This is a genomic window from Streptomyces sp. NPDC004658, from assembly GCF_040609555.1.
Classification (GTDB): domain Bacteria; phylum Actinomycetota; class Actinomycetes; order Streptomycetales; family Streptomycetaceae; genus Streptomyces.
In genome coordinates this window covers 1-23,802 of record NZ_JBEXKG010000053.1, presented here as the reverse complement: position 1 = coordinate 23,802, position 23,802 = coordinate 1, and the positions used below count along the sequence as shown (strand labels likewise).

The following is a 23,802-nucleotide window of genomic DNA, read 5'->3' as shown; positions in this document are numbered from 1 at the left end:
GCGGCGGCCCCTCGGACAGGGTCGCGGCCCCGTCTGTTGGGCCAACCCCACAGCGCTGCACGGGTGGTCCACATACAGGGTGCCCGGCCTGCCCGATGGTGACCGGAAAGTGCCGGCGGAAAACTGGTGAGAGCGCCGAGAGGGTCGCCCCATCGCCCCCGCCTCGACGTTGTGATCGATGCTTACGCGCTTCTGTTGCCATTGATCGCATGATGTGTTATCGTCGATCACGTCAAGGCGTCATCAGCGATACGGCTTCACCCCGGTGGGCCGAGCAGCTGTTATACCGATCAAGGACTGGTCAACATGACGGACACCCAGACCCGCGTCGCGCTCGTCACTGGCGCCACCGGCGGTATCGGCCTCGCCGTGACCGACCGCCTGGTCCAGGACGGCTTCGCTGTCGCCGTCCACTACGCGGGCAACAAAGCCAAGGCGGACGAGACGGTGGCGGCCATCAAGGCCCGCGGCGGCAAGGCCATCGCCGTCAGCGGTGATGTGGCCGACGACGAGGCCATGACCGCGGCGTTCGACGCTGCGGAGGCAGAGTTCGGTGGCCTGGACGTCGTGGCCAACACGGCAGGCATCATGCTCCTGTCGCCGATCGCGACACTCAAGCTGGAGGACCTGGACCGCATGCACCGCACCAACATCCGGGGCACCTTCGTCGTCTCGCAGCAGGCCGCGCGACGCCTGCGCACAGGTGGTGCTCTGATCAACTTCTCCACGTCTGTCACCCGGCTTCAGTTCCCCACCTACGGGGCCTACGCCGCGAGCAAGGGAGCGGTCGAGGCGATGACCCTGGTGCTCGCCCGCGAACTCCGTGGCAAGGACATCACCGTGAATGCGGTGGCCCCCGGCCCCACGGCAACGCCGCTGTTCCTGGAGGGCAAGGACCAGGCGGCCCTCGACAACCTCGCCAAGGCGGCTCCGCTGGAGCGGATCGGCACCCCCGAGGACATCGCCGAGGCCGTCTCCTTCCTGGCCGGCCCCGCGCGCTGGATCAACGGCCAGATCCTCTTCGCCAACGGCGGCATCGCCTGACCCCCGGCTCCGCGCTCGGCCGAGCCCCCGCCTGTCCGAGGCGCCTGGAGCCTCAAGGTCCCACCCCACTCCGAGAAGAGATCCGCACGCGCGGACGAGGAGATTCCCATGGGCAACATCGTCGTCATCACCGGTGCCTCCAGCGGCTTCGGCGCCCTCACCGCCCGCGCCCTCGCCGATGCCGGCAACACCGTCTACGCCGGCATGCGGGAGACCGAGGGTCGCAACGCACCGCAGGCCGAGGACGCCGCCGACTACGCCAAGGAGCACGGTGTTGACCTGCGCGTCATTGAACTGGACGTCAACTTCGAAGATTCCGTCGACTCGGCCGTCGAGCAGGTGATCGGTGAGCATGGCCGTATAGACGTGGTGATTCACAATGCCGGTCACATGGTGACCGGGCCCGCCGAGGCCTTCACGCCAGAGCAGTTGGCCCAGCTCTACGACATCAATGTGCTGTCCACCCAGCGGGTCAACCGCGCGGTGCTGCCGCACCTGCGCGAGGCCGGCAGGGGCCTGGTCGTCTGGGTCTCCAGCTCCAGCGTCAAGGGCGGCACCCCTCCCTACCTCGCCCCCTACTTCGCCGCGAAGGCCGCTATGGACTCGCTCGCGGTCAGCTACGCCGGCGAGCTGGCCCGCTGGGGCGTCGAAACCTCGATCGTGGTCCCCGGCTCCTTCACCAGCGGCACCAACCACTTCGCGCACTCCGGTCACCCGGCCGACGGCGCCGTCGAGGCCGAGTACGAGGCGAGGTATCCGGGCCTGCTCCAGCAGGTCTCCCAGAAGCTCGCGGCGCTAGCCCCGGCAGGCGCTGAGGCCTCGCTCGTCTCCGACGAGATCGCCCGTATCGTTGCCCTGCCCGAGGGCCAGCGCCCCTACCGCGTCCACATCGACCCGGCGAACGACGGCTCCGAGGAGGTCTCGGAGGTTGCCGACCGTATCCGCCGTGAGTTTCTGACGCGCATCGAACTGGCCGACCTGCTGACTGTGCACCCGGCCGGCGCCTGACGGGATGGCACAGCGCGCGACGAGGGGGGCGGCCCGCGGACCGGTCCCCTCGCCGTCCACGGTCCTCGAAAAGGCGACCGCGGTGAGTTACTTCCTATGATCAACTGGACTGAGGTTTACTCCGGACATAATCTTTGGCCGTAGCAAAAACAATTGACTGCACACGTGACGGGGGATGCAGCTCTGCTGCCAGGGGTCATTCCATGATGAGTCGGGAAGCGTCGGGGACGCTGCTGGTTGGCCGCGAGGCGGAGTTGCGAACGCTCGACAGCTTCTTCTCGCGCGCTCGCCGTGACGGCGCCGTCCTGCTACTGAGCGGAGAGGCGGGCGTCGGCAAGAGTGTCCTGCTCAACGCGGCCGTGGCCCGTGCCGAAGCGGTCGGCGCCAGGGTCATCCGTGCCACGGGCGTGCAGTTCGAAGCCGACGTCAGCTACGCCGTTCTCAATCAGCTCATGCTGCCCCTCGCCCCGCGCTTCGCCCATCTCGGCGAAGTGGAGCGCAACGCACTCATGGTGGCCCTGGGGCTGGTGTCGGGCCGGGTGCCGGAGCGGACCGTCGTCGCCCGCGCCTGTCTGAACGTGCTGCGGCACGAGGCCGGGCAGCGTCCGCTGCTGCTGGTCGTTGACGACCTGCCCTGGATCGACCGGCCCACCACCATCGTCCTCGAATACCTCGCACATCACCTCGCGGGCAGCGGAATCGGACTGCTCACGGCCTCCCGGACCGGCGAGGAGAGCTACTTCGATCCCAACGGTCTGCCCGGACTGCGCGTGGAGCCGGTCGGTGAGGAAGCCGCCGACGAGTTGCTGCGCACCGCCTTCCCGGAGATGGCGGTGCGGGTACGGCGGCGCATTCTCGCCGAGGCCCAGGGCAATCCCCTCGCGCTGCTGGAACTCGCCGACGCGCTCGATCCCGCCCAGCTGACGGCCCGCGGAGTGCTTCCCGAGGTGCTGCCGCTCACAGATGGCATCGAAGCCCTCTTCGCCTCGCGAATCAAGCAGCTACCGGAGCTCACGCGGGAGACCCTGCTGCTGGCGGCGCTGGAGGGCAGCGGCGATCTTGGGCTGCTGCGCCACACCACAAGCTCGGTCACCGGGACCAGCGCGCTCGTCCCGGCGGAGACCGCGAGGCTGATCGAAATCGACGAGGCGGCGAGCCGCGTGGTGTTCCGGCACCCCCTCGTGCGATCAGCGGTGGTCGAGTCCTCGACAAATGTGGAACGACGACGGGTGCACCGCAGACTGGCCGACTTCTTCGCCCGGGACGCCGAGCGCCGTGCCTGGCACCTGGCCGAGTCCTCGGTGGAGCCCGACGAGGCGGTCGCCGCCCTTCTGGAAGAGGCGGCCCGTCGCAAACTCCACCGGGGCGACGCCACCGGCGCGGTCGCGTCCCTCACCCGGGCCGCCCACCTCAGTCCGAGCGCCGCCGACCGGGGGCGCAGGCTTGCGGAGGCCGCCTACCTCGGGGCCGACGTCACCGGCGAGCTGGACAACGCCTCGCAGCTGCTCGATCAGGCCCGCGCCTTCGACCCGGATCTTGGCGGCTCCCTGCACGCCGCTTCAGCCGCAGCCTTCATCCTGGTCAACGGCGACGGCATCATCGACACCGCGCACCGTATGGTCGTCTCCGCCATCGAGAACGGCGACCATGGTTACGACGCCAACAACACCGACCTGACGGACGCCCTGTACACCCTCCTGCTCATTTGCTGGTGGGCCGGTCGCGAGGACTTCTGGCCTCCGTTGTTCGACGCCATCGACCGGCTGGTCCCCGAACCACCGGAGGTCATCTGGCTGATGAGCACGGCGTTTCCCGACACCGCCCGGGCCACGGTGGAAACCCGGCAACGCCTGGCCGCACTCATCGACCGCCAGAGTACCGAGTTCGACCCCGGCACCCTCGTCCGGGGCAACACCTCGGCCGTCTACATTGACCTGCTGGGCGGCTGCCGGGACAGCGCCTGGCGGCTCATCGAAAGCGGCAGGGCGGGCGGCACGGTCCGTTCCAGCCTGGCCGGTCTGATGCACCTGTGCCTGGACGACTTCGCCACCGGCCGCTGGGAAGAGGGGCAGCGCCTGGCTGACGAGGGTCTGGCCCTGGCAAAGGCCCACGGTTACGACTTCATCAGCTACTACTTCCTCTTCCACCAGGCCCTGCTGGCCGCGGCGCGAGGCCAGGACGCGGCGATGCACCGATGGGCCGACGAACTGACCAGGGTGACCACCCAGCGCCGTGCCTACGGTGCCGCCCGCTTCGCCGACCACGCCCGGTCCCTGGGCGCCATCGGCCGCGGCGACTTCGAGGCCGCCTACCACCACGCTTGCGCCCTCAGCCCGGCCGGCACGCTCGCCCCGTACACCCCGCACGCCCTGTGGGTGATGCTCGACCTGGTGGAGGCAGCCCTGCGTACCAACCGGCGGGAGCAGGCCGAGGCCCACGTCAGCGCCATGTGCGAGGCCGCCTTGTGGGACGTGTCACCCCGCCTGGGCATGCTCACCCATGCCGCCCGTGCCCTCGTGGCCAGCGATGCTGAGGCTCCGGCCTTGTTCGATAAGGCCATCGGCACCCCCGGCGCACGAAACTGGCCTTTCGACTACGCACGTGTCCGTCTGCTGTACGGTGAGCGACTGCGCCGGGCCCGCGCGCCCATCGAGGCACGCCAGCACCTGAGCGCCGCGCTGGGGATCTTCGAGGAACTGGGTGCCGTCCCCTGGGCCGCCCGGACGGCCGCCGAACTGCGAGCTGCCGGCCAGGCCCAGCCGAACACCGCCGTCCCCGCCGCGGCCGCGGCCGGGCTGACCGCTCAAGAGACGGAGATCGCGCTGCTTGCGGCGGAGGGACTCACCAACAAGCAGATCGGCGAGCGGCTGTTCCTCTCACCGCGTACAGTCGGCTCCCACCTCTACCGCATCTTCCCCAAGCTCGGCATCACGTCCCGGGCCGCCCTGCGCGACGCCCTGTCCGACAGAGAGATGTGACGTCCACCCGGTCGCACCTCTGCCGCGCGTACGAGGCAGAGAAAGCACCTCTGACCTGGCCGGATACCTTCTGACGTCAAATGACGGATGCCTTCGGCCCGCGTCGGCTGCGACAGTCGTGTCATCAACGGCGAAAGAGCCGGGCACGACGAAGGAGCCGGGCGGTGGGCTTGACCGACAGCGAGGCGGGAACGGGAGCGCTATCCGGCGCCGCCCAGTTTCGTCCGTCGGACTGCGATCGAGCCATGTTCTCGAATCGCTATGGGAAGGGGCAACGCGATGACGTCGCTCGCCGATGATCTGGGGCACATCCTTGACGTCATGCAGCAGCCGGCCTGGGCAGTGGACGCCGAGCACCGCGTGTTCCACGCCAATCCGCTGGCCGCCGAGTTCCTCGGCCACAAGCGTGCCACCGACCTGCTGGGCATGGATGGCAGGCCGGCCGAGTTCCCCGGCCCCATGCCGCAGAGCCATGCCGCCGCGCACACTGCACCATCCCGTCGGCGTGGCACGCTCCCGCACGCCGACGGCTTCCGCCTGCCGGTCGAGTGGTCCGTCGTCCCCTTGACTCGGCCGAGTGGTGGTGCCGCCGTGTACGTCTTCCGTGCGAGCACCGGCGTACCCGTCGCCGCCCGAGAGCCCAAGGAGGAGGAACCAGCGCGGGCACGGGGCGCGGGGCTCGACGCCGACCTGCACCGCGGCGCGGCCCGCACCCTCCAGCACGGTGCCCAGGAACGCCTGACATCGCTGCTGCTGGGCCTCAACCTACTGCGTGAGCAGGTTCCCCCGCCGGCGGCAGGGATGCTCGACCACGCGATCCGGGACGCCGAGGCGGCACTGGGCCATGTCAGGGAGGTGACGCACGAACTTTACCCGGGTGTACTCCGGCTGCGTGGGCTTCCGGCCGCGCTCGCCGTGCTGGCGGGACAGTGGCCGGTATCCGTCGGCGTCTCCGGAAACCTGCGGGAACGGCTGCCGCACGCGGTGGAGATGCACACCTACTTCCTGATCCGGGAGGCGCTAGGCAGAGCGGTGCACGGTTCAGGGGCCAGCACGGTCCACGTGGCCACGGACTTTGACCTTGAGCTGGTGGTCACCGTCGTGGACGACGGTGTCGCCACCGGTGACGGCCCGGACTCGGCACCGCTGGCGGCGATCGCCGACCGGGTGGCCGTACTGGACGGGTCGCTCAGTGTCCGGCAGACGGTGGGTGAGGGCACCACGCTGCGCGCTGTCATCCCGGTTCAGGCGTACACCGTTCCTCAGGAGGACGACCTCTACGGCGGCTAGAGGAACGTCTGCACATGAGACGTCGGGTTGGGGATTCGTACGGCCGTTGCTGCCGGGGTCCTTGCTGGCTCACGGGCGGCTGGACGGCCGTAACATACTCAGCGGGACCGTGCGGACGATCCGCCGCCCACCGGCATGCCGCCGGGGCCCGAAAAGGGGGCGCGGCCCGGCACTCGGACGCTCCCGGGGCAGTCGGACCAGTAGGATCAACCTGGCGTTCGGTGATGCCGGGCGCCCGCTCGCCTTGCGGCCTACCCACGTCCTGGGGGACGGTGGCTACAGCTCCAAGGTCATCCGGACCTGGCTGCGACGGAGTGGCATCGCATACATCATCGCCGAGCGAGCCGGCCAGATCCGCAACCGGCTCCGTCGCGGCAGCCAGGCGGGCGACCACCGGCCTTCGACCGGCGTCTGTGCAAGCGGCGCACCGTGGTGGAACGGTGTGTCCACCGCCAGGCATTAGCGCCGCATCGCCACTCGCTACGACAGGACCGCCGAGACCTACCGAGCGACCGTGACCCTCGCCGCGCTCCGGATGTCGGCGTGAGATCCGAAGACGACCCCTAGCCGGAGGAAACCTGGTTTCGGCATCTCAGCTCAAGAGGCGCGTGGAACGGGCGCATTTCCACCTTGACGTCAAATGACGGATGCTCCATCCCCTCGTGAACGAGAGGCTGGTCCTGTGGTCGTCAGGAGAGCGAACGGAGCAGAAGATGGACCAGCATCGTGAGCACGCGGCTCGCCCCGTCGAGCGGGCACCGCTCGACGGTCCCTCCGGTATTGTCCGCCACGACATCTGGGTGTGGCTGGCTCCGGCCGGAACGCTCCGCATTCCCGTCCGTGCCTGCTTCGCTTACGACCGGACCGACCCGCTGGCCGTGCGCGTCTCCTTCAACCTGCCGCATCAGCGGCAGGTGACCTGGGTCTTCGCCCGGGACCTGCTCGCCGACGGACTGCACTTCCCCGTGGGAGCCGGTGACATCCGGATGTCGCCCGACAACGGTCCGGCAGGTGGTACCGCGCGCATCGTGTTGAGCCCGCCCTCCGGGGCAGCGTTGATCGAAGTGCGCAGGTCCGCCGTCCGCACCTTCCTGCGGGCCACGGAACGCCTGGTCCCGAGGGGGCAGGAAACCATCGACATCGACGCCTTCCTCAGGGAGTGCCTCGGCGACGCTTGAAACAGCCGGCTTCCGCGTTTCCTCGCACATTCAGGTGATGCGGAACGGCCGGTCGTCCATCAATCTGAGCACAGACAACCGACGAGAGGTATGAGCCATGTCGTTCGTTACGGTGGGGCATGAGAACTCCGGTCCGATCGAGCTGTACTACGAGGACCATGGCAGTGGTCGTCCGGTGGTGCTGATCCATGGGTATCCGCTGAACGGGCATTCGTGGGAGAAGCAGGAGCGGGTGCTGCTGGAGGCGGGGTACCGGGTGATCACGTATGACCGGCGGGGGTTCGGCCGGTCGAGTCAGCCGGTGGTGGGGTATGACTACGACACGTTCGCGGCGGATCTGAAGGTGCTGCTGGAGCACCTGGATCTGCGGGACGTGGCGCTCGTGGGGTTCTCCATGGGGACGGGCGAGGTGACCCGTTATCTGGGCCGGTACGGTTCGGAGCGGGTGTCGAAGGCGGCGCTTTTGGGTGCGATTCCTCCGTTTCTGCTGAAGACGGAGGACAATCCTGAGGGTGTGGACGCGTCGGTGTTTGAGGAGATCAAGGCGGCGGTGCTGAAGGACCGTCCGGCGTATTTCAAGGATTTCCTCGATAATTTCTACAACGTGGACATGTACGCGGGGACGCGGATCAGCGATCAGGCGTGGCAGAACAGTTTCAACGTCGCAGTGGCGGCATCGGCGTGGGCGGCGTACGCGTGCGTGGACACCTGGCTGACGGACTTCCGCGCGGACCTGCCGAAGATCGATGTGCCGACCCTGCTGGTGCACGGCGACGCGGACCGCATCCTGCCCTACGAGAACACCGCCAAGCGGCTGCCTGGTCTGATCGAGGACCTGACGTTCGTGACGGTCGAGGGCGGTCCGCACAACATCGCCTGGACCCACCCGGAGGAAGTCAACACCGCCCTGCTGGACTTCCTCACCAAGTGAGCACCGCCCAGCCGCCCCAGAGGCCGTGGCCCGGCTGGACCGGAGCCACGCGGTATCTGCTGACCCTCGCGGCCGGAGCGACGAACGCCTTCGGGTTCCTCGCCCTGGGCGGTGTCTTCACCAGCGTCGTGACCGCGAACTCGGCCCTGCTCGGCCTGTACCTGGGCAACGCCCGCCTGCCCGCGGCACGCCTTGTCGCCGTCGCCCTGCTCGGCTATGTCGTCGGGGCGGCGGCAGGCGGTCTGGCGGCGGCGGGCCGGGGCAGGGTCCGCGGCGCGGGCATCCGGGGCGGCCTGCTGCTGGAGGCCCTGCTGTTGTGGCTGGTGTTCTTCGGCTGGCCGGCCTGGCACTCGGGACCGCGCGGTCGCACCCTCCTGCTGTTCCTCACGGCGGTCGCCATGGGCTGCCAGAACGGCGCCGTTCGGGTAACCGCCGGCGGCGAGGTCACCACCGCCTACCTGACAGGCCTGCTCACCTCGACCGTCACGGCCTATGCCACCCGGGGCCGCCTGGCAGCTCGAAACGGTGCGGTCGTGCTCGCGCTGATCGCGGGAGCGATCGCCAGCGGTGCCGCGTATCGTTGGTCTCCCGCCGCAGCTCCGCTGGTACCGGCCCTCCTCGTCAGCGCCGCGCTGGCGGCGACCTGGACACGCTCGCCGTCCCACGCGGAACGCCGTCCCCCTTTGATGCACTGACCACAGCGCCGCACACCGTCTCCGAGTCAGTCCCCGGCCCGTCCGGGGCGAACGGCCCCTTCGACAGAGAGAGCGCACGATCATGACCGCACCCGACCTTGACCCGACGCGGAACCCACAGGAGGGCGTGGTCGGCCGCTCGGCCACCGGCGGCGACGGCCCGGCCGGCGACAAGCGGCCGTCCCACCGCTCCTATCACCACCCGGCGGCCGGCTGGGGCGCCGCCAAGAGCGTCGGCCGGGTGCTGATCAGGGAACGAGCGCTGTTCGACGGGCCGCGGGCCATCCTCAAGATGAACCACGAGAACGGCGGCTTCGACTGCCCGGGCTGCGCCTGGCCCGACGACACCAAGGGCCTCAAGCTCGACATCTGCGAGAACGGCATCAAGCACGTCACCTGGGAGATGACCTCCAAGCGGGTCGGCGCCGACTTCTTCGCCCGGCACACCGTCTCCGAGCTGTCGGAGTGGTCGGACTTCGCGCTGGAGGACCAGGGCCGGCTGACCGAGCCCCTCGTCTACGACCAGGCCAGCGACCGGTACGTTCCGATCACCTGGCAGGATGCCTTCGACCTCGTCGGCCGTGAACTGCGCTCCCTGGACAGCCCGGACGAGGCCGCCTTCTACACCTCCGGCCGGCTGAGCAACGAGGCGACCTTCCTCTACCAGCTGATGGCGCGCGAGTTCGGCACCAACAACCTGCCCGACTGCTCCAACATGTGCCACGAGGCATCCGGCCGCGCCCTGACGGCGGCCCTCGGCACCGGCAAGGGGACCGCCGACCTCAAGGACTGGGAGACCGCCGACGCCCTGTTCGTCATGGGCGTCAACGCCGCCTCCAACGCCCCCCGCATGCTCACCGCGCTCGCCGAGGCCTACCGGCGGGGTGCCCAGATCGTCCATGTGAACCCCCTGGTCGAGGCGGCGGCCACCAGCACGATCGTGCCGCACGAGTTCACCGACATGGCCCTGTTCAAGGCCACCCGCACCAGCACCCTCAACCTCCAGGTCCGCGCCGGCGGCGACATGGCCCTGATGCGGGGCATCGCCAAGGCGGTCCTGGAGGAGAGCCGGACCGATCCGAAGGCGCTCGACAAGGAGTTCATCGAGCGCTACACCCACGGCTTCGAGGCCTACCGGGAGCTGTGCGAGGCCACCTCCTGGGAGGAACTGGAGGAGCAGTCCGGCCTCACCCGGGCCGACATCCTCAAGGCCGCCGAGATCTACTCCCGTTCCGACCGCACCCTGATCAGCTGGTGCCTCGGCCTCACCCAGCACGAGCACGGCGTCGACACGGTCCGCGAGATCGTCAACGTCCTGCTGCTGCGCGGCAACCTCGGACGGGAGGGCGCGGGCCCATCGCCGGTGCGCGGGCACAGCAACGTCCAAGGCAACCGCACCTGTGGTATAGACCACAGGCCCGAACCGGAGTTCCTGGACCGGCTCGCCGACATCTGCCGCATCGACCCGCCGCGCGAGCACGGCATGGACACGGTCGACGTCATCGAGGCGATGAACCAGGGCCGGGTGAAGGTCTTCGTCGGCATGGGCGGCAACTTCGTGCTCGCCGCGCCGGACACCGCGTACACCTCCCAGGGCCTGCGGAACTGCGAACTCACCGTGCACGTCAGCACCAAGCTCAACCGCAGCCACCTCGTGCACGGCAGGAAGGCCCTGATCCTGCCCTGTCTCGGCCGCACCGAGAAGGACCACCAGCGCAGGGGCCTGCAGTCCGTCTCCGTGGAGGACTCCATGAGCATGGTGCACCTGTCGGTCGGCATGAAGAAGCCCGCCTCCCCGCACCTGCTGTCCGAGCCGGCCATCATCGCCGGGATGGCGCGGGCAACCCTCCCGGAGAGCAGCACGCCCTGGGAGTCGTACGTCGAGGACTACGACCGTATCCGCGACACCATGGCGAAGGTCCTGGACGGCTTCGAGGACTTCAACCGCCGGGTGCGGCTCCCGCTCGGCTTCCGCATCAAACAGCCTGCCCGGGAACTGGTCTTCCTCACCCCCTCCGGCCGCGCCGAGTTCTCCGCCGCGCCACTGCCCGAGGCACCCCCCAATGACGACGTGCTCATCCTGCAGACCATGCGCAGCCACGACCAGTGGAACACCACGATCTACTCGGACAACGACCGCTACCGCGGCATCAGCAACCTGCGCACGCTCATCCTGATGAACGGCGACGACATGCGCGCCCGCGGCATCAAGCCCGACAGCCTCGTCGACATCACCGCCACCGCCCGCGACGGCAGCAAGCGGTACCTGAAGCGGTACACGGCGATCGAGTACAGCATGCCCAGGGGTTGCGCCGCCGGGTACATGCCGGAGATGAACGTCCTGGTCGCCGCGAGCGACTACAGCAAGCAGAGCAACCAGCCCCTGATGAAGAACATCAAGGTGCGGGTCGCGCCCAGTGCCGAGGAGTGACCGGCCGTGACGACCGTCGGCACGCTCGCCTCCCTGCCCGCACTGGCCGCCGCGGACCCCGCGCAACTGCTGCCCGCCCGGGAGCAGATGGCGTTCACCCTCGGGTTCCACATCATCCTCGTGCCGTTCGGCGTCGCCCTGACCACCTTCATGCTGATCGCCCACTGGCGAGGGCTGCGCAAGGGCGACGCCGACGCCCTGCTGCTCGCCCGCCGCTGGTCGAAGGTGGCCGCCGTGCTCTTCGCGGTCGGTGCGATCACCGGCACCGTCCTCTCCTTCGAACTGGGCATCCTGTGGCCCGGTCTGATGGGCGACTACGGCTCCGCCTTCGGCTTCCCCTTCGCCATCGAGGGCCTGTTCTTCTTCCTCGAAGCGATCTTCGTGGCCCTCTACATCTACGGCTGGGACCGGATGCCGCCCTGGGCGCACTTCTGGACCGGCGTACCCGTGTCCCTGGCCGGCGTCGGCGGAACCGCCTCGGTGGTCGCCGCCAACGCCTGGATGAACCAGCCCGGCGGCATCACCGTCGAGCACGGCAAGGTGGTCGCCGTCCGGCCCGTCGAGGTGTTCTTCAACGACGCCTTCTGGCTGGAGTTCTGGCACATGCTGATCGCCGCGTACATCGTCGCCGGGTTCGTCGTGGCCGGCGTCTACGCGGTGGGCATGCTGCGTGGCCGGCGCGACCGCTACCACCGGGTCGGCTTCCTCACCGGCTTCGTCACCGCGGCCTGCGCCCTGCCGGTGCAGATCATCGTCGGCGACACCATCGCCCGGCAGGTCTTCGACGACGAACCGGCGAAGTTCGCGGCCCTGGAGCTGCTGCCCCACACCGGATCGCACGTCCCCGAGACCCTCGGCGGCGTACTCGTCGACGGCAAGGTGCGCTACGGCGTCGAGATCCCCGACATGGCGTCCCTGCTGGCCGGCTTCAAACCGTCCACCACCATCAAGGGGCTGGAGGCCGTCCCGGCGAACGTCCGGCCGACCGCCGCGCAGGCGAACATCGTCCACTGGGCGTTCGACATCATGGTCGGCACGTCCTTCCTCATGCTCGCCGTCGCCCTCTGGTTCGCCTGGCTGTGGTGGCGCCGCCGGCACACCCTCGCGACCAACCGCTGGTTCCTGCGTGCCGCCGTCGCGTGCGGGATCGTCGCGATCCTCTGCCTGGAGAGCGGCTGGGTGGTCACCGAGGTCGGCCGGCAGCCCTGGATCGTGGTCGGCCACCTGCTGACCCGGGACGCGGTGGCCACCCGGGGCGACCTGTGGCCCTTCTTCGGCGCCGTCCTCCTGCTCTACCTGGCCGTCGGCGCCGCTGCCCTGTGGGTGCTGCGGTCCATGACACGGCGCTGGCGGCAGCAGGGCGACGAGGCCGTGTCCGTCCCCTACGGTCCCGAACGCCCCGCCGGGACCACCACGGGAAAGGCGTCCTGACATGGCGGACCTCGTCGCGGTGTTCCTCTTCATCGGGGTGATCGCCTACTGCGTCCTGGGCGGCGCCGACTTCGGGGCGGGGTTCTGGGACCTGATCGCGGGCGGGGCCCGGCGCGGCCGGGCACCCCGCCACCTGATCGACGACTCCCTCGCCCCCGTGTGGGAGGCGAACCACACCTGGCTGATCTACTGCCTGGTCATGCTGTGGAGCGGCTTCCCCACGGCGTTCGCCGCGCTGACCTCGACGCTGTTCCTCCCGCTGGGGATCGCCGCGCTCGGCATCGTGCTGCGCGGAGCCGGCTTCGCCTTCCGGAAGGCCTCGATCCGTACGCCCGAACAGCGCGTGTACGGCGCCGCGTTCGCGTTCTCCTCCGTGCTGACGCCCTACTGCTTCGGCTCGATCGCGGGCGCCCTCGCCTCCGGGCGCGTGCCCGCCCGGGGCGACGGGGACCCCGTCACCAGCTGGCTGAACCCGACCAGCGCCCTCGGCGGCGTGCTCGCCGTGCTGGCCTGCGCCTACCTGGCCGCCACCTACCTGACGGTGGCTGCCAGGCGGCACCGGGACCCGCACCTGTTCCGGTACTTCCGCGACCGCGCCCTCGCGGCCGGTGCCGTCACCGGCGCCGTCAGCATCGTGGGAATCTTCGTTCTGCAAGCGGACGCCCCCCGGCTGTTCCACCAGCTCAGCCACCGTGCGCTGCCGCTCGCCGTGCTCGCGGCGCTCTGCGGCCTGCTGGGCCTCGCCTTCCTGCGCGCCGAGTCGACCCGCAGCCTGCGCGAGACGGCGGCTGCGGCCGTCGCCCTCATCGTCAGCGGCTGGGGCGTGTCCCAGTACCCGTATCTACTGGGCACTCATCTGTCCGTCCAGGAGGCGGCGGCACCCCGCGCCACCCTCGGCGTCCTCGTGGGTGTCGCCTGCGTCGCGGGCGTCCTCATCCTGCCGTCTCTGGTCCTGCTGTTCCGGGTCATGGGACGGCCCGACCGCGCGGACCCGGTTCTGCACGAGACCACCTGACAGGCGTAACCCGCCCCCAGATCACGTTGCCGCGTCCGCCCCTGCGTACCGAGGCGATCGGCGCGTCACGACGCTGACTCGCTTTCGGCAGATGGTCGCCGCGGCCTTCGACCGGTCGTACGTGAAGCGGGTCACAGCCGGTGCAGCCGGCCGTGGACGGGCCGTGTTGTCCGCGCCTGACGGGCCGCCCCTCGGGAGGCCTCTCAGGTCTGGTCCCTGGACCGTTCGCCGTCCGGGGCCGGGCAGTCGCTCCCGGTGCACTCCGGACGGATGGACGAGGAGATCAGCCGCCGCAGGGCCGCCTCACTTGAGGAACCCGGCTCCGCCTGGTAGGTGCCGAGCTGCTGTCCGGCTGAGCCGTTCACGGTGAACGTCTGATGCGTCAACGTCAGTTCACCGGCGCTCGGGTGCAACAACCGCTGGGTCTGATGGGTCTTGGCGCGGACGTCGTACTTGGCCCACAGCCGAGAGAACTCTTCGCTGTGCATGGAGAGCTGACCGATCAGCGCGTGCAGGGCCGAGTCGTCCGTGTTGAGTGAGGCCGCCGCCCGCAGGCCCGCCACACAGGTCCAGGCGATCTCGTCCCAGTCCCGGTAGAAGCGCCGGGACTCCGGGTGCAGGAAGACGAAGCGGAGCATGTTGGTTTCGGTGCCCATGACGGAGAACAAGGCCCTTGCCGCGTCGTTCGCCGCCAGGATGTCGGACCGGGGCCCGAGGATGACCGCGGGAGTGCTCCAGGAGCCGACCAGACGAACCAGATGGGTGGCCACGCGGTCGTCCCGCGACGGGGAGTGGCCTCGCTTGCGCAGCCCTTGCCGCGCCAGCCTGTGCAGGTGCTCCGCCGCCTCGGCGTCGAGCCCGAACACCCGGGTCAGCGCGTTGAGGACCTGATCGGAAGGATGTCTCTCGCGGCCCTGCTCGAGGCGCGCGTAGTAGCCCTCGCTCACGCCGGCCAGCATGGCCACTTCATGGCGTCGCAGCCCTGAGGTGCGACGCGGCCCCTCGTCCGGCAAACCCACTTGTTTGGGTGATGTGGCAGCTCGGCGAGCTCGTATGAACTCACCTAGCGGGTTGACGCTTTGCATTCAACCAAGGTTACTTGCTGGGCTGACATAGCAATGTCACGTGGGACGCTGTAGGTGAACCTAACGCGTACACCTAGAATCGCTTGCCTCGCTACTCAGCCCCCATCAGAGTGAGTAGCTCCCGTGCGTACAGGAAGGACTGTTCCACGGTGTCAACCTCGTACATGGTGTCCACCATGAAGTGGTCGATGCCCGTCTTGTCGTGAATGAGACGAATCGCGTTCGCCACGCTCCGCACGCCCGCGCCCTTTGAGACGTTGACCCGCAGGACGGTGTCGATGTCAGCCGGGTTCCGTCCGGCCTCCCGTGCCCACCGGTCCAGCGACGCGCGCTGGGTGACCAGGCCCGGGATGTCCACGTAGTCCGGCACGACGCACAAGGGCAGCCACCCGTCGGCACGTCGCGCGACCCGTCGCAGTGCCCGGTCGGACAGGGCGCCCAGGTACACCGGGGGATGCGGACGGCGTGCAGGCTTCAACGGGGCATGGTGACGGGGCACCGACAGCAACGCCCCGGAGTACTCGGCCGGGTCCTCGGTCCACACCGTGCGCAGGGCGTCGAGCACTTCGTCCAGCAGCGCGCCGCGCCGGGCGAAGTCCTGGCCCGCCGCCTCGTACTCCTCCGGCGACCAGCCGATGCCGAAGCCGGGCAGCAACCGACCGTGACTGATCAAATCGATGGTGGTCAGCGCCCGTGCCAGCTGGACGGCCGGATACAGGGGAGCGATGAGCACGTGGGAACCGAGCTGGACGCGTTCGGTAACGGCCGCCGCCACTCCCAGCAGGACGAAGGGATCGGCCGCCGGGTTCAGCTCCGGGGGAATGGTGGTGCCCTGTCCGCCGTATCCGACGCGGGGCGTCACCGCTGCCAGGTTGCGGTCCCCGACCCACAGACTGGCGGCCCCGGCCCGTTCTGTCTCCCGCGCGAAGTCCGCGACGCGGGCGACCTCGAAGGCCTGGTGGTGGAACTGGGGGAGTGCGAATCCTATGCGCATGGCTGCCTCAAGAGAGTGATCCAATAGCCCGCCACACCTTACACACTTGGGTCGAGTTGTGACTGCCCAGCATGTACACAGGGGGGTCGCTGTATGCCCGCCGATCGCACCGACAGTCATATCTTTCGCAACCTTGACTCGTGCGACTTAGGGTGGAGGGTGATTCTGCACTCGTCTTCACCGAACCCATCCGGGAAGGGTATGACTCATGGCCGGAGACGTTCCCGAACCGGTACCCCAACAGGTCCTGTCCCCACTGACCAACGCGGCGATCTTCCTTGTCGTGACCATCGACAGCGGTGGGGAAGGAACCGTCCGCCAACTGCTCGCCGACATCGGCTCACTGGAGCGAGCGGTGGGGTTCCGTGCTCAGCCGGAGGGCCGACTGAGTTGTGTGACAGGCATCGGCTCCGATGCCTGGGACCGACTCTTTACCGGACCGCGTCCGGCCCTGCTCCACCCGTTCCGGGAGCTGAACGGCCCTGTGCACCGGGCCGTGGCAACCCCTGGCGACCTGCTGTTCCACATCCGTGCCGCGCGGCTGGACCTGTGCTTCGCTCTCGCGACCGAGATCATGAACAGGCTGCGCGGCGCGGTCACGGTCCAGGACGAGGTGCAGGGCTTCAAGTACTTCGACGAACGGGACCTGCTCGGCTTCGTCGATGGCACGGAGAATCCGACCGGAGCCGCGGCGCGCGCGGCCGTCGTCGTCGGTGCCGAGGATCCGCCCTTCGCTGGCGGCAGCTACGTCGTCGTACAGAAGTACCTGCATGATGTGCGGTCCTGGGAGGCCTTGCCCGTCGAGGCGCAGGAGAGGGTGATCGGCCGGCACAAGTTGTCCGACATCGAGTTGTCCGACGACGCCAAACCGGCGGACGCGCACGTCGTCCTGACCACCGTCACCGATCCCGACGGCACCGAACGCCAGATCGTGCGCGACAACATGCCGTTCGGCGCGGCCGGCCGGGGAGAGTTCGGCACCTACTTCATCGGCTACGCACGGACCCCCGAGGTGACGGAGACGATGCTGGAGCGCATGTTCCTGGGCACGCCGTCGGCCCGGTACGACCGGATCCTGGACTTCTCCACGGCCGTCACGGGCTCCTTGTTCTTCACCCCCGCGGCGGACTTCCTCGAGAACCTCCCGGGTCCGCCGGACGTCGCGCCTTTCGCCACCCCAACCGACAAGCAGGTCCGATCTCCCGGGGCCTCCCTCGGGATCGGCGACATGAAGCGGAGCCAGACCCGATGAACAATCTCCACCGCGAACTCGCGCCCCTGTCCGCTGCCGCGTGGGTCGATCTGGAGGACGAGGCCCGCCGTACCTTTGAGCGTCATGTAGCGGGCCGCCGCATCGTCGACGTTCCCGACGCGGGCGGGACCAGGCTTGCCGGAGTCGGTACGGGTCACCTGGACGCCGCGGAGGCACCCGCGGACGGGGTTGTCGCCCATATCCGCCGCTTCCAGCCGCTGGTCGAACTGCGGGTCCCGTTCACCGTCGACCGTACTCAGGCGGATGCCGTGTCCCGGGGGGCCAAGGACGCCGACTGGCAGCCGGTCAAGGAGGCGGCCCGGCGTCTGGCCTTCGCCGAGGACCGTGCCGTCTTCGAAGGGTACCCGGCCGCCGGCATCACGGGCCTGCGCTGGAGCACCTCGCATCCTGTGCTGTCCTTGCCCGCCGATGTGCGCGATTACCCGGACGCCGTCACCCAGGCGGTGACGGCCCTGCGACTGGCTGGTGTGGACGGCCCTTACACCCTCGCGCTCAGCGCCGACGCGTACACGGCCGTCAGCGAGACCTCCGACCACGGTTACCCCGTCATCAAGCACATCGCCGGTCTGCTCGACGGGGACATCGTCTGGGCACCCGCGATCGACGGCGCCTTTCTGCTCTCCGGCCGCGGCGGTGACTTCGAGCTGCGGCTCGGCCAGGACGTGTCGGTCGGTTATCTCTCGCACGACGCCACGACCGTCACCCTGTACTTCGAGGAGACGCTCACTTTCCTGGCGTACACCAGTGAGGCCGTCGTGGCCTTCTCTCCCGCTCCGGCCGGCGACTGATAGGCACTCGGACCGAGCGTGGTCCCACCTGGCCGGGTCGTACCACCGCCCGGGATCCCGGCCGCGCGAGCGCTCCCGGGCCGTGGGCACCCGTGCTCATCCGTCGATCAGCCGGGGCAGGACACCGCCCCCCCCGGCGCGGGGCGCGGCCGCGGGCGATGGCGTCGTGGAGGGCGCGTGAGAAGACGGCTGTCGCCGCGATCGCGCAGAGGCCGAGAAGCGCGTGTGGTGATCGGTGACTGGGAATGCCGCGGCGGCGTCCGGGGCGATGAGCCAAGAACCGGGCGGTGGTCGCTGTCGCCGTGCGAGAACGCCGTCCGTGACAGCGTTCAACTCCATGGCCTGCGGCGTCCCGGCTGACGGGAGCACGGGCCCCGCCGTCCGATCAGCCGCGGACCGACGCGGGGCGTAACGGGTCACCGAACGCCTTGACGCAGGTGGCCGGTCCCCCCTGAGCGCCGTGCCAGCCCTGTTGCTGTCGGTGCACCGCCAGGTGAGGGGGCGCTTCCTCCTCGCCGAGGCGACCCCCTCCCCGTACGAGGGCCAACGGGATCTGCTTCCGGCTCCTCAGTCGAGCAGACCGGTCGGCTGCGCCGGGGGAGTGCCGCCGGCCAGCACAGTGGCCAGCCGTGGCACCCCGAGTCGTACGGCGAGGCCGGTGGTGAGGTGCGAGGCTTCCGCCAGACCGCCGTTGACCACGGTGATCGCGCTGTCGCCCGATGTCATGAGTGCCACGTCGAGTGACAGGGTGAACGGCACACCCTCCGTCGATCCCTTCGCCACGACCGACAGTGCCTGCCGCGTGCCCTCGCCCTTTGGCACCGGCAGGGACGTGACCCGCACATCCTCCGCGGTGCCGTCGGGCCGGGTCGCGGTGAAGACACCGCACGTCTGCGCCAGGGACCCGAACCACCGTCGGGTGGCTCCGAGTTCCGCGGCGGAGTAGGTGCCGACCTCGTAGCGCATCAAATTGCCGTCGTCCGCGTCGAAAACGGCCACGGCCTGCGTATCCGCGAGCGGGGCGCCGAGGATCCGGTTGCCGCTCAGCCGGTCCAGCAGCTGCTGGCAGACGCCGACGTCCTGCTTGTGGGTGAGCCAGTTCTGAGCGTTCACCGTGCCGTGCAGCAGACCTTCGCGCCCGGCTCCAGCGTCCGTCACCTCGGTCCACTGGGACCCCAGGTACGCCTCCGTGAGCAGCGCGTGCTCAGCCTGCCGGGAGGTGAGCCTGACGCCAGAGGCGGGGGCGCCCGCCCGCAGGCCCTCCTGGCTGCTCTCCGTGCTCTGCCGCTCCTGACCCGCCCCGGCGCAGGCTGCCGCGAACAGCGAAGCGCCGACGGCGAGAGCGGCAATGTACCCGACACGGCCCCGGTGCGGCCCGGTCATCCTCGTCATCTCCTCTGGTCCTCTCCCCAGCCTGGGGCCGCGGGACATGCGGCGCGTTGACGTTCATGCTGACAACGCCGAGCCCTCGTGACATCACTCGATCAAGCGATCCACGTAATCCGCTGACAAAACGGTCGGGCAATGACTTCACTGTGTGGGGTTCTCCCCACGGCTGCTGTGGGGCGGGTGCCACGTACGGTGTCCGGGTGGCCTGACAGTAAACATCAGTGTCGCGTAAGCACACTTGTCGGGTCACGGGGCGGCGCTCGACCGGCACTGTGACATTCACTCCACGTACCACTTCTGCATTCGTCCCATAACAAGGAGACGCATTCTCATGACCGCACGCAGCCGTCTGGTCCGGACCGTCGCGGTGGCCGCCGCCCTGCCACTCGCCTTCGGCCTTCTCTTGGAGGCGAACACCGGCGCCAGCGCGAGCGTCACCAGCACCGTCCACAAGCCGACCGACGTGGTGCTGGAACACGACGCCCAGGTCTTCGCCGACCAGGCGGCCAAGCAGCCGCCCGTGTACACGCTCGGCTACGCCGGTGCCCGCAAAACGCTCGACGAGCTCCAGGCCGACCCCAAGGGGCTGCTGCCGGCCGACATCTCCCACCGCGACCTGCCGGTCGGCCCGACCGGCAAGGTCACAGTGCGGATCGTGCGACCCAAGGGAGCCACCGGAAAGCTGCCCGCCATCATGTACTTCCACGGCGGCGGCTGGGTGCTCGGAGACGAGGAGACCCATGACCGCCTGACGCGCCAGATCGCCAACGGGGCGCACGCCGCCGTCATCTTCGTCGACTACACGCCGTCGCCGGAGGCGCGCTTCCCCGTCGCCATCGAGCAGGCCTACGCCGCCACCAAGTGGGTCGCCGAGCACGGCCGTGACATCAACGTCGACAGCTCGCGCATCGCCGTCGCCGGCGACTCGGTGGGCGGCAACATGGCCACCGTCGTGGCGCTCATGGCGAAGGAGCGGCGCGGCCCGGCCCTGCGCGAGCAGGTGCTCTTCTACCCGGTCACGGACGCGAACTTCAACACCTCCAGCTATCGCGAGTTCGCCAACGGCTACTGGCTGACCCGCAAGGGGATGGAGTGGTTCTGGGACGCCTACGCCCCCCACGCCAAGGACCGCAAGAGCGTCTACGCCTCCCCGCTGCGGGCCAGCCTGAACCAGCTCAAGGGCCTGCCCAAGACGCTGGTCATCACCGAGCAGGCCGACGTGCTGCGCGACGAGGGCGAGGCCTACGCCAACAAGCTCCGCGCCGCCGGCAACGACGTGACGTCCGTGCGCTACCAGGGCATGATCCACGACTTCCTCATGCTCAACGCCCTGGCCGACACCAACGCCGCCAAGGCGGCGATCACCCAGGCCAACGGCTACCTCTACCAGGGCCTGCACGGCACCAAGTGACCCGCACGGCACCCTGAGACGCCACGGAGCTCCCGGGATCGTCCCGGGAGCTCCGTCGCATGCCGGCCGGTCAGTCGTGAGAGACGACGACCTTCTTCTCGTGCAGCGCTGCGATCTGCTCCTCGCGTACCCGAGCGAGGCCAGCACTCGTCGGTGTGCTCGCCGAGCAGCGGAGAGCCGGTGATGGCCGGCGTGAACCCGGTGAACTCGATCGGGCTGCCGACCGTCAGATACGTGCCGCGCTCCTTGTGCTCGACCTCTTCCACGGTGCCGCTGCTGCGCAGCGCGGGGTCGTGGGCGATCTCCTTCATGCTCAGCACCGGCGCGCACGGGACGCCGTACCGGCGCAGGATGCCCACGGCCTCGTACTTCGTCCTGTCGGCGAGCCACCGCTCGATCTCGGCGAAGATGTCGAAGATGTGCGGCTGACGGGCCTGCGCCGTGCTGTACGCCGGGTCGTCGATCCACTCCGGCTTGACCAGCGCCTGGCAGGTCGGCCCCCAGTCCTGCTCCTGGAGGGTGAAGTAGATGTCGGCGTTGGGGTCCTCTTCCCGCCCTTGCACTTGAGCACCCAGCCGGGCTGGCCTCCGCCGCCGGCGTTGCCGCCGCGCGGGACGACGTCGGTGAACGTGCCGTTCGGATACTGCGGGTACTCCTCGAGTAGCCCACCCGCTCCAGCCGCTGCTGGTCGCGCAGCTTGACCCTGCACAGGTTGAGCACCGCGTCCTGCATGGACACCGCCACGCGCTGGCCCCGGCCGGTGCGCTCCCGGTGAGCCGCTCGTGCCGGGCCGTGAGCGTGAGGGTGGTGGGTGAGGAGTCGGCGGACGCGGGGGTTGACCCCGTCGCCGCGGTAGACGCCGCCGTTGTTGAGGATCACGACGACCACCGGCAGCCCGTACCGGCATATGGTCTCCAGCTCCATGCCGCTGAATTCGAAGGCGCTGTCGCCCTCCACCGCGACGACCGGTTGCCCTGTCTCCACGGCGGCGGCGATGGCCTACCCCATGCCGACGCCCATCACGCCCCAGGTGCCGGTGTCCAGGCGGTGCCGGGGCACCTGCATGTCGATGACGTTGCGCGCGAAGTCCAGCGCGTTGGCGCCCTTTGACGAGATAGGCGTGCGGGTGGGCGCGCAGCACGTCCCGCACCGCCCGCAGGGCGCCGCAGAACCGCATGGGGTGCGGGTCGGCGGCCAGCCGTTCCGCCATCTTCGCCAGGTTCTGCTCGGTGCTCTCGGCGAGTTCGTGCCGCCAGGCCTCGGGTACGGTGATCCGCCCGGGCTCGATCCGCTGCACCAGCGCGCCGACCACGGAGCCGATGTCCCCGACCAGCGACGCGGCGATGGGCTGGTTGCTGTCCAGCTCGGTGGGCTCGATGTCGATCTGGACGAACTTCGTGTCCGTACCGCACCCTCGCCGCCCTGGCGGACGAACTGGCCGAACGCCTGCTGAGCGCGGGGCTGCGAGCGCGCGATCCGGTGGGCCTGGTGAGCGCCGACGATGTGGAGTTCGCCGTCGCCGTGCTGGGAGCGGCACGCGCCCGGCTGGTCCCCGCCCCGGTCGACCCCGCCCTGCCCGAAGCCGAAGGCCGGCACAGGTTACGCCGTTCTCGGGGTCCGGACGGTGCTCACCGGCCCTTCGGTGACGGCGCCGTCCCGGAAGGGCGACGGGCCGCCGCACTGGCCGCTGACGGTGCGGCAGCGAAGCGGGGTCCGATGCGCTCTCGAACTCGACTGCGGCACCCCGGCGGACGCGGCGCCGCACGGTGTCGCCGCCCAGCTCACCGCAGACGACGCCGTTACGCTGTTCACGGCCGGCACGACGGGCAGGGCCAAGATCGTGCCCCTGACCCACGCCAACGTGGCCGCGTCCCTGCACGGCATCATGACGACGTACGAACTCGGCCCCGGAGAGGCCACGGTGGTGGCGGCGGTGCCCTTCCCCACGGACACGGCCTGGTCGCCGGACTGCTGGCCACGCTCGGCACCGTCGCCCGTGCCCTGGAGCGCCTCCTGGACGCGCCCGTCCTGTCCACCTACGGAATGACCGAGACCGCCCACCAGGCGGCGGGTGAACCGCTCTCCGCGTCCGGTGAGCGCGCCCCTGGGTCCGTCGGGCGGGCCACGACCGAAGACCGCTGTCAACACCTGTAGTGTGTTGAGCCGCACAACCTGACTGTTGAGGGGCACACCTTATGTCTGTTGAGGACTACACCGGCGGCTCGACGCAGAACTCGGACGTTCTGGTGGTCACAACTAACGACGCTCCCGGGCATGACGTGAAGCAGGTGATCGGCGAGGTGTTCGGTCTGACCGTGCGCTCACGCAACATCGGCGCGCAGCTCGGTGCGGGGCTCAAGTCCGTGATCGGCGGAGAACTGAAGGGACTGACCAAGACGCTGGTACAGGCCCGCTCCGAGGCCATCGAGCGTCTCGTGGAGGCGGCCCGAGCCCGTGGCGCGAACGCGGTGCTCGCCGTGCGGTACGACGTCAATACGGCCCATGACTCGGGCACCGAGATCTGCGCCTACGGTACCGCCGCGGTCATCGCCCCCTCCGCCTGATCGGCGGGACCTACTGCACGCCACGCGCGCCGGAGCCTTGCGTCATCCGCCGGATCCTTCGCAGCGACGCGTGCGAGGCGTGGGGTTCCAAGTGCGTGGAAGGTGCCGTCGCGGGATCGCGAAGAGGGCGTTGATCCGCTGGCGGGCCAGGCGGAGCGGTGCTGGCGTGTGGGTCTCCCCGCGGGCCCGGCATCGGTCGTAGTAAGGGCTCGCAGAGAATCAAGGTGTTGCTTCGCGTGATGCGGCTCGTTGTTGTGATATGAGCGTCTCCGATGAGATCCGTGGTCAACTCGCCGT

The 23,802-nt window shown here is 69.4% G+C and carries 19 protein-coding genes and 2 pseudogenes; 16 read left to right on the top strand and 5 right to left on the bottom strand.

What is annotated here, in order from left to right:
* Positions 1-306: 306 nt before the first annotated feature.
* From ABZV94_RS19855 to ABZV94_RS19810, 10 genes are all read left to right on the top strand, one after another.
* Positions 307-1,044, top strand: a complete 738-nt coding sequence (locus ABZV94_RS19855) for an SDR family oxidoreductase (protein ID WP_356341806.1) — start codon at positions 307-309, stop codon at positions 1,042-1,044.
* 108 nt (positions 1,045-1,152) lie between these two features.
* Positions 1,153-2,052, top strand: coding sequence for an SDR family oxidoreductase (locus ABZV94_RS19850; RefSeq protein ID WP_356341803.1), 900 nt, complete (start codon positions 1,153-1,155; stop codon positions 2,050-2,052).
* 203 nt (positions 2,053-2,255) lie between these two features.
* Positions 2,256-5,030 (top strand): AAA family ATPase, encoded by a 2,775-nt coding sequence (locus ABZV94_RS19845; protein ID WP_356341801.1) that lies wholly within the window; start codon positions 2,256-2,258, stop codon positions 5,028-5,030.
* 279 nt (positions 5,031-5,309) lie between these two features.
* Positions 5,310-6,320 (top strand): histidine kinase, encoded by a 1,011-nt coding sequence (locus ABZV94_RS19840; RefSeq protein ID WP_356341798.1) that lies wholly within the window; start codon positions 5,310-5,312, stop codon positions 6,318-6,320.
* A gap of 713 nt (positions 6,321-7,033) precedes the next feature.
* Positions 7,034-7,498, top strand: a complete 465-nt coding sequence (locus ABZV94_RS19835) for an SsgA family sporulation/cell division regulator (RefSeq protein ID WP_356341796.1) — start codon at positions 7,034-7,036, stop codon at positions 7,496-7,498.
* 97 nt (positions 7,499-7,595) lie between these two features.
* The gene (locus tag ABZV94_RS19830) at positions 7,596-8,429 is read left to right on the top strand and encodes an alpha/beta hydrolase (protein ID WP_356341795.1); all 834 of its coding nucleotides are present in this window, start codon (positions 7,596-7,598) and stop codon (positions 8,427-8,429) included.
* On the top strand, positions 8,426-9,124 hold the full coding sequence (locus ABZV94_RS19825) for a YoaK family protein (RefSeq protein ID WP_356341793.1): 699 nt from the start codon (positions 8,426-8,428) through the stop codon (positions 9,122-9,124). Before ABZV94_RS19830 ends, ABZV94_RS19825 begins: the two co-directional genes overlap by 4 nt.
* Positions 9,125-9,206: 82 nt before the next feature.
* Positions 9,207-11,555, top strand: coding sequence for an FdhF/YdeP family oxidoreductase (locus ABZV94_RS19820; protein ID WP_356341791.1), 2,349 nt, complete (start codon positions 9,207-9,209; stop codon positions 11,553-11,555).
* Between the two features lie 6 nt (positions 11,556-11,561).
* Complete coding sequence (locus ABZV94_RS19815; RefSeq protein ID WP_356341789.1) at positions 11,562-12,986, top strand: cytochrome ubiquinol oxidase subunit I; 1,425 nt, start codon at positions 11,562-11,564, stop codon at positions 12,984-12,986.
* A 1-nt stretch (position 12,987) separates the two neighbouring features.
* Positions 12,988-14,001, top strand: a complete 1,014-nt coding sequence (locus ABZV94_RS19810; protein ID WP_356341787.1) for a cytochrome d ubiquinol oxidase subunit II — start codon at positions 12,988-12,990, stop codon at positions 13,999-14,001.
* Between the two features lie 203 nt (positions 14,002-14,204).
* Here the strand turns inward: ABZV94_RS19810 and ABZV94_RS19805 are convergent, their stop codons facing one another.
* Together ABZV94_RS19805 and ABZV94_RS19800 are read right to left on the bottom strand one after the other, a co-directional pair.
* Positions 14,205-15,086, bottom strand: a complete 882-nt coding sequence (locus ABZV94_RS19805) for a helix-turn-helix transcriptional regulator (RefSeq protein ID WP_356341784.1) — start codon at positions 15,084-15,086, stop codon at positions 14,205-14,207.
* A 91-nt stretch (positions 15,087-15,177) separates the two neighbouring features.
* Positions 15,178-16,080, bottom strand: coding sequence for a TIGR03619 family F420-dependent LLM class oxidoreductase (locus ABZV94_RS19800; RefSeq protein WP_356341782.1), 903 nt, complete (start codon positions 16,078-16,080; stop codon positions 15,178-15,180).
* A gap of 208 nt (positions 16,081-16,288) precedes the next feature.
* On the opposite strand from ABZV94_RS19800, the gene ABZV94_RS19795 reads away from it, so the two are divergent.
* Together ABZV94_RS19795 and ABZV94_RS19790 are read left to right on the top strand one after the other, a co-directional pair.
* The gene (locus tag ABZV94_RS19795) at positions 16,289-17,332 is read left to right on the top strand and encodes a Dyp-type peroxidase (RefSeq protein ID WP_356341779.1); all 1,044 of its coding nucleotides are present in this window, start codon (positions 16,289-16,291) and stop codon (positions 17,330-17,332) included.
* Positions 17,329-18,141: a family 1 encapsulin nanocompartment shell protein gene (locus ABZV94_RS19790; RefSeq protein WP_356341776.1), complete on the top strand. Its 813-nt coding sequence runs from the start codon at positions 17,329-17,331 to the stop codon at positions 18,139-18,141. The genes ABZV94_RS19795 and ABZV94_RS19790 overlap by 4 nt, the downstream gene beginning before the upstream one ends.
* A 567-nt stretch (positions 18,142-18,708) precedes the next feature.
* On the opposite strand, the gene ABZV94_RS19785 is transcribed toward ABZV94_RS19790, so the two are convergent.
* Positions 18,709-19,524: a hypothetical protein gene (locus ABZV94_RS19785; RefSeq protein ID WP_356341774.1), complete on the bottom strand. Its 816-nt coding sequence runs from the start codon at positions 19,522-19,524 to the stop codon at positions 18,709-18,711.
* Between the two features lie 337 nt (positions 19,525-19,861).
* Between ABZV94_RS19785 and ABZV94_RS19780 the strand changes: the two genes are divergently transcribed.
* On the top strand, positions 19,862-20,941 hold the full coding sequence (locus ABZV94_RS19780) for an alpha/beta hydrolase (RefSeq protein WP_356341772.1): 1,080 nt from the start codon (positions 19,862-19,864) through the stop codon (positions 20,939-20,941).
* Here ABZV94_RS19780 and ABZV94_RS19775 read toward each other — a convergent pair.
* Positions 20,914-21,504: a CoA transferase gene (locus tag ABZV94_RS19775; protein WP_356341770.1), complete on the bottom strand. Its 591-nt coding sequence runs from the start codon at positions 21,502-21,504 to the stop codon at positions 20,914-20,916. The genes ABZV94_RS19780 and ABZV94_RS19775 overlap by 28 nt on opposite strands.
* A gap of 841 nt (positions 21,505-22,345) precedes the next feature.
* Here ABZV94_RS19775 and ABZV94_RS19770 point away from each other — a divergent pair.
* From ABZV94_RS19770 to ABZV94_RS19760, 3 genes and pseudogenes are all read left to right on the top strand, one after another.
* Positions 22,346-22,492 (top strand): annotated as a pseudogene (locus ABZV94_RS19770) (hypothetical protein); the annotation flags it as partial.
* 91 nt (positions 22,493-22,583) lie between these two features.
* Positions 22,584-22,988: an AMP-binding protein gene (locus tag ABZV94_RS19765; protein WP_356341767.1), complete on the top strand. Its 405-nt coding sequence runs from the start codon at positions 22,584-22,586 to the stop codon at positions 22,986-22,988.
* A gap of 148 nt (positions 22,989-23,136) precedes the next feature.
* On the top strand, positions 23,137-23,505 hold the full coding sequence (locus ABZV94_RS19760; protein ID WP_356341764.1) for a YbjQ family protein: 369 nt from the start codon (positions 23,137-23,139) through the stop codon (positions 23,503-23,505).
* Here the strand turns inward: ABZV94_RS19760 and ABZV94_RS19755 are convergent.
* Positions 23,469-23,709, bottom strand: a pseudogene (locus ABZV94_RS19755) (IS110 family transposase); the annotation flags it as partial. The gene ABZV94_RS19760 and the pseudogene ABZV94_RS19755 overlap by 37 nt on opposite strands.
* Positions 23,710-23,802 lie beyond the last annotated feature (93 nt).